The organism is Endozoicomonas elysicola (assembly GCF_000710775.1).
GTDB lineage: Bacteria > Pseudomonadota > Gammaproteobacteria > Pseudomonadales > Endozoicomonadaceae > Endozoicomonas > Endozoicomonas elysicola.
In genome coordinates, this window is the sequence record NZ_JOJP01000001.1 from 2,846,880 (window position 1) to 2,862,227 (window position 15,348).

At 50.0% G+C, this 15,348-nt stretch carries 13 protein-coding genes and 1 tRNA gene; 12 read left to right on the forward strand and 2 right to left on the reverse strand.

Annotated features, from left to right (window positions below; genetic code table 11):
• Positions 1 to 2: 2 nt before the first annotated feature.
• The 6 genes from GV64_RS12220 (at position 3) to GV64_RS12245 (ending at position 7,119) form a co-directional block, all read left to right on the forward strand.
• Positions 3 to 893, forward strand: coding sequence for a DUF58 domain-containing protein (locus GV64_RS12220; RefSeq protein WP_020583132.1), 891 nt, complete (start codon positions 3 to 5; stop codon positions 891 to 893).
• Positions 886 to 1,668 carry a hypothetical protein gene (locus GV64_RS12225; protein WP_020583133.1) on the forward strand — a complete coding sequence of 261 codons (783 nt, stop codon included), beginning with the start codon at positions 886 to 888 and terminating at the stop codon, positions 1,666 to 1,668. The genes GV64_RS12220 and GV64_RS12225 overlap by 8 nt, the downstream gene beginning before the upstream one ends.
• Entirely contained in the window at positions 1,665 to 2,678 is a 1,014-nt protein-coding gene (locus GV64_RS12230; RefSeq protein WP_020583134.1) for a BatA domain-containing protein, read from the forward strand. Before GV64_RS12225 ends, GV64_RS12230 begins: the two co-directional genes overlap by 4 nt.
• On the forward strand, positions 2,675 to 4,408 hold the full coding sequence (locus GV64_RS12235; RefSeq protein WP_020583135.1) for a VWA domain-containing protein: 1,734 nt from the start codon (positions 2,675 to 2,677) through the stop codon (positions 4,406 to 4,408). Before GV64_RS12230 ends, GV64_RS12235 begins: the two co-directional genes overlap by 4 nt.
• Positions 4,409 to 4,501: 93 nt before the next feature.
• Positions 4,502 to 6,307: a BatD family protein gene (locus GV64_RS12240; RefSeq protein WP_157237040.1), complete on the forward strand. Its 1,806-nt coding sequence runs from the start codon at positions 4,502 to 4,504 to the stop codon at positions 6,305 to 6,307.
• Positions 6,304 to 7,119, forward strand: coding sequence for an SH3 domain-containing protein (locus GV64_RS12245; RefSeq protein ID WP_020583137.1), 816 nt, complete (start codon positions 6,304 to 6,306; stop codon positions 7,117 to 7,119). The genes GV64_RS12240 and GV64_RS12245 overlap by 4 nt, the downstream gene beginning before the upstream one ends.
• A 554-nt stretch (positions 7,120 to 7,673) precedes the next feature.
• Here the strand turns inward: GV64_RS12245 and GV64_RS12250 are convergent.
• A tRNA-Leu gene (locus GV64_RS12250) sits at positions 7,674 to 7,760 on the reverse strand.
• 342 nt (positions 7,761 to 8,102) lie between these two features.
• Here GV64_RS12250 and queA point away from each other — a divergent pair.
• The 6 genes from queA to GV64_RS12280 all read left to right on the forward strand — a co-directional run bounded on the left by queA (position 8,103) and on the right by GV64_RS12280 (position 14,433).
• Positions 8,103 to 9,131 carry a tRNA preQ1(34) S-adenosylmethionine ribosyltransferase-isomerase QueA gene (queA, locus tag GV64_RS12255; RefSeq protein WP_020583138.1) on the forward strand — a complete coding sequence of 343 codons (1,029 nt, stop codon included), beginning with the start codon at positions 8,103 to 8,105 and terminating at the stop codon, positions 9,129 to 9,131.
• Between the two features lie 193 nt (positions 9,132 to 9,324).
• On the forward strand, positions 9,325 to 10,440 hold the full coding sequence (gene tgt / locus GV64_RS12260) for a tRNA guanosine(34) transglycosylase Tgt (protein WP_020583139.1): 1,116 nt from the start codon (positions 9,325 to 9,327) through the stop codon (positions 10,438 to 10,440).
• A gap of 243 nt (positions 10,441 to 10,683) precedes the next feature.
• The gene (gene yajC, locus GV64_RS12265; RefSeq protein ID WP_020583140.1) at positions 10,684 to 11,031 is read left to right on the forward strand and encodes a preprotein translocase subunit YajC; all 348 of its coding nucleotides are present in this window, start codon (positions 10,684 to 10,686) and stop codon (positions 11,029 to 11,031) included.
• 147 nt (positions 11,032 to 11,178) lie between these two features.
• A complete protein-coding gene (gene secD, locus GV64_RS12270) occupies positions 11,179 to 13,047 on the forward strand; it encodes a protein translocase subunit SecD (protein ID WP_020583141.1) in 1,869 nt (622 codons plus the stop codon).
• A gap of 10 nt (positions 13,048 to 13,057) precedes the next feature.
• Complete coding sequence (gene secF, locus GV64_RS12275; protein WP_020583142.1) at positions 13,058 to 13,975, forward strand: protein translocase subunit SecF; 918 nt, start codon at positions 13,058 to 13,060, stop codon at positions 13,973 to 13,975.
• A 68-nt stretch (positions 13,976 to 14,043) separates the two neighbouring features.
• Complete coding sequence (locus GV64_RS12280) at positions 14,044 to 14,433, forward strand: VanZ family protein (protein WP_152554040.1); 390 nt, start codon at positions 14,044 to 14,046, stop codon at positions 14,431 to 14,433.
• A 20-nt stretch (positions 14,434 to 14,453) separates the two neighbouring features.
• Here the strand turns inward: GV64_RS12280 and GV64_RS12285 are convergent, their stop codons facing one another.
• The gene (locus GV64_RS12285) at positions 14,454 to 15,272 is read right to left on the reverse strand and encodes an inositol monophosphatase family protein (RefSeq protein WP_020583144.1); all 819 of its coding nucleotides are present in this window, start codon (positions 15,270 to 15,272) and stop codon (positions 14,454 to 14,456) included.
• Positions 15,273 to 15,348 lie beyond the last annotated feature (76 nt).

A 15,348-nucleotide genomic window follows, 5' to 3' on the forward strand; every position in this document is an offset into this window, starting at 1 on the left:
TTATGAATGACCTGATTGAAGAACGACTGCATCAACTGGAGCTTTATTGCCGGTATCGCGTTGATCATCAGCTGACGGGTAAATACCGTTCGGTTTTCAAAGGGCAGGGGCTGGAATTTGATGAAGTCAGGGCCTATGCCCCAGGCGATGATGTCAGGGCAATCGACTGGAATGTCACCGCCCGGTCCGGTGAAGTGCATATCAAGCGTTACCATGAGGAGCGGGAGCTGAACCTGATAATGGTTGTGGACAGCTCACCCTCGTTTTTCTGGTCAAGCCAGCGGCAAGGTCGCCATGAAGTGATGTTGCAATTCTGTGCACTCCTTGGTTCAGCTGCACTGGCCAGTAATGACCGGATCGGTGTCGTTCGGTTCAGCGATGGGCTTGATGATTACCTGCCACCGTCGAAAGGTAAAAATCAGCTGATGCGTTGCCTCAGCTGTTTAATGAAAGCGCCACGTCAGGTAGCTGAAACGTCGGTAATAGAAGCGCTGGAGCACCTGAACCGGTTAACACTGAAACGTTCCATTGTCGTTATTATCTCAGATTTTTTTATGCCGGCTGTGACAGAGAAACTGGCTGAGCTGTCGCGGCATCATGAGTTACTGGCCATTGCCATCGATGATCCCCGTGAGCAGAAGCTGCAGGGTCAAGGCCTGTTCAATCTGCGGGATGCAGAAACCGGTCGATCCCGTTGGCTGGACCTTTCTGATAAAAAGCAGCAGGAAACCTATCAGCGGAATATGGTCGATCGAATCCGGTATCGACAGCAGCAGTTTTCAGAATGGGGTGTCGATATGGTCTGCCATCAGGTTGGTGAAGACCCGGTTGAAACCCTGCTCTCCTATTTTCTGAGTCGCAGGCATCGAGTAGAAGGGGAAACCGGTGGTTAATGTTTTCACTGCTCTATTGATGCTGCTGATATTGGGTCTTTCTGATTCCGTCATGGCTTCCGGTCAGGGCGATGTTCAGATTGAGCCGTTTGCTGGTCAGGTAACGCCGGGGCAGTGGATTGATCTGGTGTATACGATCCGTTATCCGGAAGGGACTGAGTTAAGGTTTGTTCCAGAGAAGCAAATCTGGGGGGATTTCAGGTTTGAGAATTTCCACCTTTCTGAATCCCGATGGGAGGATAACAACTGGGCTCAAACTCTGGCCATCAAATTGTCGGCCAACAGCATTGGTCAGTTTCACTCCCCTGTTATCAAGCTGGACTTATTACAGGGTGACCTTCACTGGCAGGTCAGCAGTCCTGCTGTATCAATACCGGTGATCTCTTCATTTACCAACGACAATGTACAGCTACAGGGCATTCTGCCTTTTCCGGAACGCTCTAAGCCCGATACAGAGCGATCATACACATTCCTGATTGCGGTTCTTTGTATTCTGCTGGTTGCTTTCTGGAGACTACGGTCTGGTAAGAGGGCAGTAGCTGTCAACCCATGGATCACACCAGCGACTCTGGCCGAGAAGGCAGAAACAGCGGGTGAAATAGACTGGGAAGCGCTAAGGCAGTGGTTAAAAGTGACAACAGGAAGTGACCCGATAGCAAAACTGACCACCCATGAGCCTCTGCTGCACGAATACCAGTCACTGCGTTTTAACGGCAATGCATCAGCCCGGGATTTCGCCGATTTCTGCTACCGCTGTGAGGAACGATGGAGATGATATTTGCCAATCCAGTCGTTCTGTGGCTTTTGCTGCTGTTGCCGTTGATCGGTATTTATCGCTGGCGGCAGGGCAGTGAGGGGGTGACCTGGTCACATTTACCGCTGGTGGACGACCTGCCCAAAAGTTACCGGCAGCAATGGCAATGGTTGCCTCTGGCTCTGCAGTTGATGGCGCTTGCTGCATTGATCGTTGCGGCAGCTCAGCCAAGGAAAATCCATGTGGCCAGTACCGAAGAGAGAGAAGGTATTGCCATGGCCATTGCATTGGATATGTCGTCTTCCATGAAAATCCGCATGGATATGGCAGGTGAGCGTGTCAGCCGGTTGAGTGTGGCAAAGAAGGTGTTGGGAGACTTTATTCTGGGTGATGAGGATCAGCTGCCCGGCCGGGATGGGGATCTGATCTCTCTGGTGACTTTTGCCCGCTTTCCAACGGTTGTCAGCCCATTAACCACTTCCCATGACTCGCTGGTTTTCATGGGTAATCAGATAGAGCCGCCCACCATACCGGGTGAAGACGGCACGGCATTTGGTGATGCCACGGCACTGGCGGCCGCTCAGCTCAGTGAATACGAAGAGCACTACAACCTGAAAAACAACGTTGCCAGCAAAGTACTGATTTTAATTACCGACGGAGAAAATAATGCGGGACAGTACACGCCAGCCATGGCGGCATCCATGGCCAAAGCCTGGGGAGTGAGGATTTATGCGATCTTCATTGGTAATCAGCCCCGGGATTCTGTGGTAGACAGTAACGAGAATACCGACAGAGTGGACTGGATGCTTCAGGCCATGGCGGATCAGACCGGGGGCTTTTACCATCGGGTTCACGACTATGACTCTCTGGTCAGGGTCTATCAGGCCATTGATCAGCTGGAAACGTCACGGTTGCAGACACTGACCTATGAGGATCATACACCGGCCTTTCAGTTTGTGGTGATTATTGGGCTGCTGTGCCTGATGGCGGCTTCGTTTCTGAGTGCTACCTGGCTGAGGAGGGTGGGGTGAACGCTCTCCGGTTATTAGAGCCCCAGTGGCTGTTATTACTGGCTGTGATTCCTTTGCTGGCGGCACTTGCCGTTTATCAGCATCGGAAAAGGCAGGCTGATCTGGCGCTTTTCAGTGAACGGGAAGGTGGACAGGTATTGGGTGTGGGGCGGATCGTTATGATAAGCGTTCCTGCTTTTCTGATGGTGCTTGCCCTGGCTAGGCCTGCCTGGAATCCAGTGCCCAAAGCGGTGGCTGAGCAGGGGCGGGATATGATCTTTCTGCTGGATGTTTCCCGCTCCATGCTGGCAGAAGATGCCAGACCTTACCGGTTGGAAGCTGCTAAAGCCGCTATAGAGCAGCTGGCTGATAAACCCGGATCGGATCGCTTTGGTCTGGCCGTATTTGCTGGCGTTACCTCCATTCTGTCGCCGGTTACCAGCGACCGTCTGTTTTTCAGCAATCGGCTTACCGGCGTCAGCACCGACTCGGTGCTTCAGGGGGGAACCAACATTCAGGATGCCCTGTTGACGGTGCTCAACAAAATGGTGGACCGGGAATCCGCTGTGAGATCACTGGACCTTGTCCTGATCAGCGATGGTGAAGATCTGGGTGATCAGCCAGAGCAGGCATTACAGCTGCTCAATCAGCTGGGCGTGCGTCTGCTGGTGATCGGGCTGGGCGACAGTCAGACCGGTGCCCGTATCCCATTACGACAGGGAGAGGGCTGGACCCTGAATCAGGGGGAAGAGCACTGGAGCCGGATGAATGATCAGTGGCTGAAAAGGCTGGCAGCCGGTGCTGATCAGGGGATCTATTTTCCGGTGGGTACTGACTGGCTGGATCTGGCGTTAATTATTGATCAGCTTGGCGTGGTCTGGCCGGGTGAGCAGCGAGCCGGTGCTGAGGTGCTTGAATACACAGAAGGTTATCCCTGGTTGCTGTATATGGCGCTGATATGGATGTCGGGTTTGATCATGAGTAGGCAGTGGCGTGGAGCTGGAGTGGGCGCTTTTCTGTTTATACTTTTATTGTCGTTCAATTCAGAGGTCGAGGCTTCTCAGTCAGAAAGCGAGTTCGCTCCCCATCAGCTGGAGTTACTGGCGGTCGCACTGGTTGATGATAAGCGATACCAGGAAGCCTCTGATATATACCGACAGATTGTGCAAAAGGCTGAAGAGCAACAGCTGGTGGTTACCGCCAATTATAACCTGGCCACTACCCTGATCCTCGCCGCAGAGTCGCTGGATGCGGCAAGACTGGTTGAAATGGGCACGGAAACCGATCTGGCAGAAGCGATGCAGGAAGGCCTTGAACCTGAGCTTTTTTACCAGGAGGCAAGGCGGTTACTGCAGCATGTTCTGGTGTTTGCTCCTGACCACCTGTCCGCCCGTCAGAATCTTGAATGGCTGGTATGGCAGGAACAGCTGCGGCAGTCACCGCCGGATCCCCAGATGCGTGACCAGCCTTCTGACGAGCCTCCCGAAGAGCAGGAGGGTGAGGATAAGCCTGATCAGAAAAAACAGGAAAGCCGCGACTCATCCCAGCGTGATAAGAAAGACACGCCTCAGGAAATGGAGCCATCAGATGATGAATCTGACGGCAGAAACAGACAGCACTCTTTCGAGCAGTTGCAGTGGCCCTCACCTTCAGCCAGTGCTGAAGAGGTTATGGAACAGGCGAGGCAGCGTGAAAGTCTTCAACAGCGTCAGCGTCAGCGTAGTAAGATACCTGTTGAACAGGATTGGTAACGCATACATCAGTTAAAGTGATCACCGGAAATGATGATGTTTTCAGGTTGTTTTTCAGGCGGCTTTTCAGGACAGGTATCGCAGGCCTTCCCTATGACCCGGTGCATTATCGCATTGCTTTTCTGCTGCGTGGTGTCTTCACCGGTTATGGGCAGCGCTGCCGGGTGGCAACTGGTTCTGGAGAAACCGGAAGGTGAGTGGTGGCAGGGGCAGCCGGTGGAGGTTTTGCTGGTATCGCTGGCACCCCCACACAGTGGGATGACACTCACTATTGCTGAAACGGAACGTTTTATTGTTCTGCAGCGGCCTGCAGTATCGGTTAAAAGGGGAGAGCTGAAAGGTACCGGGTATCCTGTTCAATTGACGCCATTAAACTCGGGTCGGCTGGCATTACCTGAGTTTTCAATGAAAAGCCATGATGATAAGCGATCGGTGTCGGCTGATGTGCAGGTAAAAGCACCGGAATTGACCGATGAGATGTCGCTTGATATCACCCGAAGCAGGGGCCGCATTTACCTTGGCCAGAGCATCCGCCTTGGGTTTGAATGGGTGACAACGGTGCCTCTTCAGGCGCTTAAAGCTGTCAATATTCTGATTCCGGAACTGGCCAGCCCGGTAAACAGGAATATTGCGCCTCATAACGTAAATTCGCAAGATGAAAACAGTATTGGTCTGCCTGTGGGTGGTCAGCGCATCATGGCTGACTGGCGACATCGTCCTGAGGGGGGGGTCAGTATCCATTTTGAGATCATTATCCAGCCACAGCAGACGGGAACGTTTCATTTTGATCCGCCAATGCTGCTGGCCAGTATTGACCCGGAAGTGATGGAGTTCAGTCCCCAGGTCTTTCGAGGGATGCCTTATCCAGCACACTTCGATAACAATTTTTTTGATCAGGATGATGCTGCGGGCGTCAAACGCTCCCAGCGGGTTATCGCTCTTGGGAAGCCCTATTCTCTGGTTGTTGATGCGCTGCCCCCTGGTCAACCGGAACACTTCTCAGGTGTGGTAGGGCGACCGGATATTTCACTGGCTATTGATTCTACGGAGGTAGGGCAGGGGGAACGAATGAACGTCAGTGTTCGTATTCGCCATCCGGATCTTGAGGCGTTTCCCATACCTGACCTGAAAGCGCAGGCAGCGTATCGGCAGGCATTTGATATTGGCAGTAAAACGAGCCATTCATCTTACCGTGAAGGGGTCAGGTATGAAGCGCAATACCTGACGCCAAAGCTGACCGAAATCTCTGAGCTGCCTCCCGTCGTGGTTAATTATTTTGACCCGATATCCGGCTTTTACCGTGATTACCTGACCGAACCAGTGCCCATCAAGGTTACCCCTTCCCGGCAGTTCAGCCTCACAGACACCAATCTGACGGATGGTATTGTCCTTAAGAATCCAGTGAAACTGGACAGCAGTGGGATCTGGGAACATGCCTGGGGTGAACTTGTCCTGTCGGAAAGCGATCCGGTAACTGACTGGTCTTATCTGCTTTATCTATTGTTGTGTCTTCCGCCGCTGGTGGCTGGTATTTACCTTGCGAGACATTGGTGGCGTTGCAGAGAGGAAAAGCGCGGGAGAGGATCTTTTGCTGTTTTCGCAAGGCATCTTTGGAAACACCGTGACCCTTATCAGTCGCTGGGTTTGTATCTGAATCGTCGTCTGGGGTTGCCACCCTCAAAGCTTGCCAAGGATGAGCTCCGGCTTTTGCTCCAGAAGCAGCAGGTGGATAAGGTCTTGGTTGAAAAACTCTGCCAGTGGTTGTCGCAATATCAGGCACAATTTCAATCCGGCCATCGAGAGATCAATGATCCACTGCTGACAGCATTGGCAGGTCTTGTGAAATCGCTGGATCGTGCCCTGGGCCATGAAAAGCCAGGTAAAGGAGTAACAGAATGAGTCATGGCATGAGTACTAATATCCGTATCTGGCCATTGTTTGTTCTCATGCTGCTGTCGTCAGGAAGCTTTGCCAGTGACAGTTATATCAAACAGGAACTGGCGCATATTCGAGATCTGCACCAGCAGGCTCTGGAACTCAGTATCAGTCACCCGACCAGGGGAAAGCGGGAACATGTTCGTGTCGCAGGTATGCTGGAATCATTTTGGGACCATCCTTTGATCGACAAAGGGGCTCTGGCTTACAGTGTTGGCAACAGCTGGTTTCATGCGGGTCGATACGGCGAAAGTATTCTCTGGTACCGGCGGGCAGAAGGCTTGGGCTATAACCATGCAGAGCTGGCCCAGAATCTGGATTATGTCCGCAGTAAAAGACTGGATGAATTGCCGGAAGCTTTTGGCGCTCAGTGGCTATCCGAGATGGACCAGTGGGCTTCACATCCATTATGGGTGCTCCTTTCAGTCGCAGTTTATCTCTGGTTCTGGTGGCAGCTGGTCAGTTATATCCGAGAGGGAAGGACTCGCAGGCTTTCTCTGGTGTTTTCAACAGTGGCTTTATTCATTGTTGGGTCGGGCTTTGTTTTCTCCAATATTTATGAGGCCCCTGGTAGCGATGGTGTGATTACCGTGACCAATACCACGGCTCGAAAAGGTCCCGGACTTATTTTTTCTCCAGCTTTTACCAGTCCTCTGAACCAAGGGACAGAGGTTATTGTTCTTGAGAAGCAGAAAAACTGGCTGAGGGTTCTGTTAAGTAATGATGCTCAAGTATGGCTACCTGAAGATTCTCTATCTTTCATTCATTTGAAATGAATAGAATAAATTTGAGGTGAAGAGGCTGTAAATAGAGCTGGGTAGTGTTATCTAACACTGTCCGTGATCAAATAAGTTGTCCTCCTGATTGTCATAAAAGTGTCTTTAAATTTGGCAATATAAGTTTCCGCTTTTTTAACTGGGGTGAAAATATTGTTTTTTTGGTGCTGGATGTGTAACAGAATGATTTAATATCAGTTTGTTATGAGTTTTTTTCGACAGTCTGAGCGGTGTGGCAGTTAAAAGATCTACAGTATTGAGCTATCTGGTAGGTTTTTTCTTGGCAAGAAAAGCCAGCGGATTGTGGAGGCCTCACTGGTTATTAAAAAGGCTGAGCGTTAAACCAAGGATTGCTGTTTTTTTGAGGCATTTTTATTAATATTTAGTTTGCCGAAAGTTGTCCGGAAATTTTTCAGAAAAAATGTTCGTTTTACAGATAAAAAAAAGGACACTATTCGTATAATGTGTCCTTTTTTTGAACTCTAGCTCGAAAAGTGCAGTCTTTAATCGTAAATTATATGATCACGTACAAAACTATTCGGCTTGTTCCTATCTGGTACCGGTGGGCGGACTCGAACCGCCACGCCCGCAAAGGCGGGGGATTTTGAATCCCCTATGTCTACCAATTCCATCACACCGGCAGGGTATTTCGATTCGCTGAGCTTATGTCATCTGTTCGCTGATTTCAAAACTTTTTCTCATCGAGTGAATCGTTGAGATGCTTTGGCGATGTGACCCTTGCTCAAGTGCGGCGAAGTATATCAAAGAGATTATTGAGATCAAGCAGTTATTGAACAGAGAGAACAAAAAAGTAAGTTAAGTCCGTAACTGCTCTTGGGATAGCCCTCCTGACACTTCTCTTGTTTTACAGTATCCTTTCATGCTTTTTATAACGACTGGTTTTCCTGGTTCTTCCATCGTCTTTTTACCATGAAAGGTGTGGATTACTGATGGAAATGAAGTAATTAACCACCGGATTGTCCATGCAAGTCAGTGATTTTGATTTTGATCTGCCCGATGAGCAGATTGCCCGGTTTCCTGCGGAAGACAGAACAGGGAGCCGCCTGCTGTGCCTTGATGGCAATAGCGGTGAGATTGAGCATCAGCAGTTTTCGGATATAGAAGGCCTTCTTGAGCCGGGTGATCTGCTGGTGCTGAACAATACCCGTGTTATTCCTGCCCGCATGTATGGGCAAAAGGAGACGGGTGGCAAGATTGAAGTACTGATTGAGCGGGTGGTAGAAGATAACCTGGCACTGGCCCAGGTGCGGGCCAGTAAGTCGCCAAAGCCTGGCTCTGTCCTATTACTGGCCGATGGTGCAGTTCGGGTTGTGGTAGAAGGGCGTCAGGACTTTTTGTTTATTCTTCGTTTTGAAACCTCTGTGTTGCCTTTATTGCTCGAACACGGTCATATGCCATTGCCGCCTTATATTGATCGTGAAGACGGTGATAGTGATCGTTTACGCTATCAAACTGTTTTTGCCGCAAGGGATGGTGCCGTGGCTGCGCCAACAGCGGGTCTACATTTTGATGAAGCTCTGCTGGCACGCCTTGAGGCGAAAGGTGTCAGGAAAGCTTTTGTTACGCTTCATGTGGGTTCTGGCACCTACCAGCCGGTTCGGGTCGATCGGATTGAAGACCATGTGATGCATGCCGAGTATATCGAGGTTTCTGAGGAAGTCTGTCAGGCTGTGCGGGAGACACGTGCTCGAGGTAATCGTGTGGTTGCTGTGGGAACCACGTCGGTCCGAAGTCTTGAGTCTGCCTCTGCCTCCGGTGAGATTGCGCCATTCCAGGGTGATTCCAAAATTTTTATCTATCCCGGCTATGAGTTTCGCAGTGTGGATTTGATGGTGACTAACTTCCATCTACCACAGTCCACTTTATTAATGCTGGTCAGTGCTTTCGCCGGACGAGAGCAGGTACTGGATGCTTATAAAGAAGCGGTTGAAAAAAAGTATCGTTTCTTCAGTTATGGCGATGCCATGCTGTTGGCTCGTAAAACTGATTGAGAAATCATAGGGTCTGTTGAATAAATTACGCATTCCCTTTCCCTCAGTCGCGCTTCTGTGCATGGTGGGTTGGGGGTAAACGCGGGATCGAGATCTAAAAGAATCGACATAATGTCCAGCTTATCTTTGCGACTTTGTGTCTTTGTGGTTTTAAAGAAAGAGCTAAACAGAATTCATGACAAGAGAATGCTTTATGAAATTTGATCAGCTGGCAACCGACGGCAAAGCACGTCGTGGTCGGCTGACGTTTCCACGCGGAACTGTTGAAACCCCATGTTTCATGCCGGTGGGTACCTATGGCACGGTAAAAGGTATGCTGCCACGGGATATTAAAGAGATTGGTGCAGAAATTATTCTGGGCAATACGTTTCATCTGATGCTTCGTCCTGGCACTGAAATCATTCAGAAACATGGCGATTTGCATGATTTTAACCAGTGGCATGGTCCGATCCTGACGGACTCGGGTGGCTTCCAGGTGTTCAGTCTGGGCAAACTGCGCAAGATCACAGAAGAGGGGGTGTCATTCCAGTCACCGGTGGATGGCTCCAAGGTATTCCTGAACCCTGAAATCTCCATGCAGGTTCAGAAGGAGCTGGGTTCTGATATCGTCATGATTTTCGACGAATGTACACCCGGTGATGCGACTGAAGAGCAGGCCCGTATTTCCATGGAGCTCTCTCTGCGCTGGGCCGCTCGTTCCAAGGCTGCTCATGGTGACAGTCCATCCGCACTGTTTGGTATTATTCAGGGCGGTATGTTTGAAGAGTTGCGGGATGTTTCGCTGGCAGGGTTGGCTGAGGTCGGGTTTGACGGCTATGCCATCGGTGGTTTGTCGGTGGGGGAGAGTAAAGAGGATATGATGCGTATCCTTTCTCACATTACGCATAAAATACCTGAAGATCATCCCCGTTATCTGATGGGCGTCGGCAAACCGGAAGATATCGTTGAGGCGGTGCGTCGTGGTGTCGACATGTTTGATTGTGTTATGCCAACCCGTAATGCTCGTAATGGTCATTTGTTTGTGGATGAGGGTGTTATCAAGATTCGTAATTCGGCTCACAAGAAAGACGAGCGCCCGCTTGAAGCACATTGTGATTGCTATACTTGCCAGAATTTCAGTCGCTCCTACCTTCACCATCTGGACAAGTGTGGTGAAATTCTTGGCTCTATGCTCAATACCATTCATAACCTGCGTTATTATCAGCGGGTGATGGAAGGGCTGAGGTCTGCGATTGAGCAGGGTCAGCTGGATGAATTTGTGGTTGAGTTTTACCGAAAGCGTGGACAGGATGTTCCTGACTGGGGCTAAGCCTTTATTCTGGGGCGACTTCATTGCATATGTGGGGTTGATATTGTGTGGAAAGTCCCCAATAAACAGTTTGTTTGTATCAACCGGATCATCTCTTAAAGGCCGGATACTGTGTTTGGTAGCCTTAATTATTGGGCTGTAGCACTGTTTTTACCCTCTTTTGATGACAGGACGGGTTCCTGACTGGTTGTTTTTCAGGTAAATTGCTGCGTCAACAGTAATAACTCGATTAGGAGTATAGGAATGATTCCATTCATCAGTCAGGCTCAGGCTGCAGCGGAAGGCGGTGCTACAGCTGCTGTCGGTGGCCCGGGTATGATCGGCCAGCTGGTGATGCTGGGTGGTTTTGTGCTGATTTTCTGGCTGCTGATCTGGCGCCCCCAGAGCAAGCGTGCCAAAGAGCACAAGAATCTGATTTCAGGGCTGACTAAAGGTGATGAAGTCGTAACCACTGGCGGTATCCTTGGAAAGGTAAGCAATGTAACTGACGAGTTTGTTACTTTGCAGGTTGCTGACAATATGGAGCTGAACTTCCAGAAGGGCTCCGTTGCCGCTACTTTGCCGAAAGGTACTATTAAGGCTATTAAGTAAGCCTTGAGAAAAGCAGCCTGAACAGGCTGCTTTTTTAATTGAATGGACTGTGCCATATGCCCATAGCCCTGGAAATATTTTTCCCGGCAAAGGCCGTATAACAATGCCGCTATGGCGCTTCACTATTAAATCAGGAACCGGTGAGCCATGCTCAATCGCTATCCATTGTGGAAGTACCTGCTGATTCTGGTCATCGTAGGTCTCGGGTTTTTTTATGCCCTTCCCAATCTTTACCCCGCAGACCCCGCTGTACAGGTGACTGGGGCCAGTTCGTCCAGAGTAATGGATGAGCGTGTTCAGCAGAGAGCTGAGAGGGCTCTTGCTGCTGCCAATGTCGATGTTAAGTCTGTTGAGCTTGACGATAATGCGCTTCTGATTCGCCTGAACCGCGCTGATCAGCAACAGTTATCCAAGTCGCTGATAAAAGAATCGCTTGGGGATGACTATATTGTTGCCATCAACCTGGCCCAGACGACGCCAGACTGGTTGACCTCTATTGGTGCTTACCCAATGAAGTTGGGGCTTGACCTTTCCGGTGGGGTTCACTTTTTGCTGGAGGTGGATACCGCAAAGGCACTTCAGTTGAAAATGGATATTGCCACGTCGGAAATTCGTTCTGCTCTGCGTAAAGACAAGCTTCGTTATCGTACCATGCCTGAGCGTGCGGATGGTGCACGACAAATGGCATTTAATGACTCTCAGTCCCGTGATAAGGCTGCCCGTCTGATCAGCAAGGATTTTCCGGATCTGACGTTAGAAAACTTTGAAGTTAATGGTCGTGCTGTTCTTTCTTACCGTTACTCTGAAACTGCTATTAAAGAGATTGAAGATTACGCGGTGCGTCAGAACCTGACAACAGTACGTAATCGTGTAAATGAACTGGGTGTGTCCGAGCCCCTGGTTCAGCGCCAGGGCAGGAATGGCATTGTGGTCGAGCTGCCTGGTGTTCAGGATACCGCAGAAGCTAAGCGTATTCTGGGTAAAACGGCTAACCTGCAGTTCCGTCTGGAAGCGTTGCCCAGTGCTTCCAGGGCCACTACTGAGTCCTTCAGTTTCCGTGACTCCCGTCGTCCACCGGTTGATCTTGAGCGGGACATCATCATTACTGGTGATCAGGTATCCAGTGCTCAATCCAACTTCGATACCCAGACCGGGCAGCCTCAGGTCAATATCAATCTGGATAGCCATGGCGGTACTGTCATGAATCGTTCCACGCGCAATAATGTTGGCCGTGCCATGGCGGTTATCTTTATTGAGCAGAAGCCTGTTACCAAGGCTGTCACCAAAATGGTTGATGGCAAGCCGGTTAAGGAAACGACTCAAAGCTTCCAGCAGGAAGAGAGTATTATCAGTCTGGCGACGATTCAGAGTGCCCTGGGTAATCAGTTCCGTATTACTGGTTTGAACTCTTCAGCTGAAGCATCTGAACTGGCGTTGCTGCTGAGAGCGGGTTCTTTGGCTGCGCCCATGTATTTCGCGGAAGAGAGAACCGTTGGACCAAGTCTGGGTGCAGAGAATATTCAGATGGGCGTTCACTCTACTCTGATTGGTTTTGCTCTGTTGACCATATTTATGTTGGTGGTTTACCGGGTGTTTGGTTTGCTGGCAAATATTGCCTTGTCAATCAACCTTGTTCTGCTGGTCGCTGTGATGAGCCTGTTTGGCGCAACGCTGACCATGCCGGGTATTGCTGGTATTGTTTTGACCCTGGGTATGGCGGTAGATGCCAATGTTCTGATTTTCTCTCGTATCCGTGAGGAGATTCGTGGTGGTCGTCCTATTCAGCGTGCTATTCATGATGGTTTTGACCGGGCGTTTGTTTCCATTTTTGACGGTAATATCACAACGCTGCTGGTGGGTATTATTCTCTTTGCAGTGGGTACCGGTCCCATTAAAGGGTTTGCGGTCACGTTGTGTATTGGTATTTTGACGTCTATGTTCACCGCCATTGTCTTCACGCGTGCTCTGGTTAACCTGACCCACGGCGGTCGTAACCTGAAGAAACTGTATATTTGAGGTGGCAGTGATGAATGATTTAAAAGTCATAAATTTCATGCGACTGCGCTCCTATGCTTCTGTGCTGTCGCTGATCTTGATGCTGGGCTCAATAGGTGCGCTCGCGGTTAAGGGTATTAACTGGGGGCTTGATTTTACCGGTGGTACGTTGATTGAGCTGGTTTATGATCAGCCGGTAAAAACTTCTGAGATTCGTGAGCAGCTGGCAACGGCTGGTTACGAGAACGTTGTCGTTCAGGAGTTTGGTTCCGCAGAAGATATCCTGGTTCGAATTCCTGGTGATGATCCAAAAATGGGGGCAGAGGTTGCCAGCTTGTTAGGTCAAAACTATGAGGGCAGCGTCGAAGCAGTCCGGGTCGAGTTTGTTGGACCACAGGTTGGTGAAAGGCTGCGTGAGCAGGGCGGTCTGGGTATGCTGTTTGCCATGCTCCTGATTACGCTCTACATCGCTTTCCGTTTCCAGTTCAAGTTCTCCGTTGGTGCTATTCTTTCCCTGGCGCACGATGTGATCTTCACGTTGGGGCTGTTTGCGCTTTTGGGGCTTCAGTTTGACCTGACGGTAATGGCTGCGTTGCTTGCGGTAATAGGTTACTCCCTGAATGATACGATCATTGTTTATGACCGTATTCGTGAGAATTTCCGCAAGCTGAGAAAGGGTGATGCAGAAGAAGTTATTAATGTCTCGCTGACCCAGACCCTGGGTCGTACTTTAGCGACTTCTGGTACCACCTTGATGGTGTTGTTGGCTTTGTTTCTGTTCGGTGGCGATATGATTCACAACTTTGCCCTGGCATTGATTGTGGGTGTGGGGGTGGGTACCTATTCTTCTATCTATATCGCATCCAATATGCTGATCTACATGAGAATCAGCAGGGAAGACCTGATTGTTCCTGTTAAGGAAAATGAGGAGCTCGACCAGACGCCTTGAGCCTCTGGTTTGATTATTGAAAACCGGCGCTTTTGCCGGTTTTTTTATGGTTTGATGTTGGGGAATTTGTGGTATTAATTTTTCGGCGATTTCAGCGTATGCCGGTGGCTATACATCGCTTTCTGTTTTTTTCACTGCTGACTTTTGTGTTGGTTATGTCATTGATTCCGGGTGAGGCTGATCCTTCCGGTTTTATTAACGACAAGGTTAAGCATGTGCTGGTATTTTTTATGCTGACGTTTGTTATGGAGATGTTGGCCTATCCATCAGAAAAATGGGGTATTCGAAAGCCGTTTTGGTTGATGATGTTTGGTGTGTTGATCGAGGTTTTGCAGGGACAGAGCGGATATAGGGATTTTTCGCTGGGGGATATGGTGGCTGATGGTGTGGGGGTTGTACTGTTTTATGCGGGCTTAAAGAGTTTGCAATATTTCTGGATAAAGAAAAGTGAGGCGTAATGGCCTCACTTTTCAATGCATCACTGGCGGAACATGCCTTCTGTTACGAAAGGTCTGATCCGCTTCAGTACTTCCTTAAAGCAGCCACTGTTGCCAGCGACGATCTGGTTGTTCTGCATATAGGTGTGTCCACCCTTGAAGTCGCCAACGAGGCCACCTGATTCTTGAACCATCAGAACGCCGGCTGCCATGTCATAGTCCTGCAGACCGATTTCCCAGAATGCATCCAGGCGGCCAGCGGCAACATAAGCGAGATCGAGGGCTGCGGAACCAGCGCGGCGAATGCCAGCGGTATCACCAAGCAGTGATCTCATCATGTTGAGATAGCTGTCCAAGTGGTTGATGCCGGGATTCATAAATGGGATTCCGGTACCAATTAGCGCCCCTTCCAGATTTCTGCGATTACCTACACGCATGCGCTTACTGTTGAGAGTGGCACCATGGCCGCGGCTGGCGCAGTACTCTTCTTCTTTGAGGGGGTCGACAATGACCGCGTGCTCGAGGCGTCCACGATACTGAACGGCAATAGAAACCGCAAAATGAGGAATGCCATTAATGAAGTTGGTGGTGCCATCCAGTGGGTCGATGATCCAGAGGTAATCTTTGCCTGCACCTGTTCCTTCGCGATGGCCGGACTCTTCACCATAAAAACCGTGATCAGGGTAGGTTTTGCTCAAAGAGTCGATAATGACCTTCTCGGCAGCCTTGTCTACTTCAGTCACAAAGTCGTTGCGGCTTTTGAATTCCACGTTAACGTGATCGAGATCTTTGTAGGCGCGGGCAATGATTTCGCCAGCCTGGCGCGCTGCACGCAGCGCCATATTAACCATCGGTTGCATAGGCTTAAATTACGTCTGAACTGTGAAAGATCGAATCGGGGTGGAGTGGGATTATACGGGATTCAATGATCCGTCT

Coding starts and splice junctions, on each gene's coding strand:
- GV64_RS12220 (WP_020583132.1), top strand. CDS start 3: ATGAATGACCTGATTGAAGAACGACTGCATCAACTGGAGCTTTATTGC.
- yajC (WP_020583140.1), top strand. CDS start 10,684: ATGATTCCATTCATCAGTCAGGCTCAGGCTGCAGCGGAAGGCGGTGCT.
- secF (WP_020583142.1), top strand. CDS start 13,058: ATGAATGATTTAAAAGTCATAAATTTCATGCGACTGCGCTCCTATGCT.
- queA (WP_020583138.1), top strand. CDS start 8,103: ATGCAAGTCAGTGATTTTGATTTTGATCTGCCCGATGAGCAGATTGCC.
- GV64_RS12230 (WP_020583134.1), top strand. CDS start 1,665: ATGATATTTGCCAATCCAGTCGTTCTGTGGCTTTTGCTGCTGTTGCCG.
- GV64_RS12240 (WP_157237040.1), top strand. CDS start 4,502: ATGACCCGGTGCATTATCGCATTGCTTTTCTGCTGCGTGGTGTCTTCA.
- GV64_RS12245 (WP_020583137.1), top strand. CDS start 6,304: ATGAGTCATGGCATGAGTACTAATATCCGTATCTGGCCATTGTTTGTT.
- GV64_RS12285 (WP_020583144.1), bottom strand. CDS start 15,272: ATGCAACCGATGGTTAATATGGCGCTGCGTGCAGCGCGCCAGGCTGGC.
- tgt (WP_020583139.1), top strand. CDS start 9,325: ATGAAATTTGATCAGCTGGCAACCGACGGCAAAGCACGTCGTGGTCGG.
- secD (WP_020583141.1), top strand. CDS start 11,179: ATGCTCAATCGCTATCCATTGTGGAAGTACCTGCTGATTCTGGTCATC.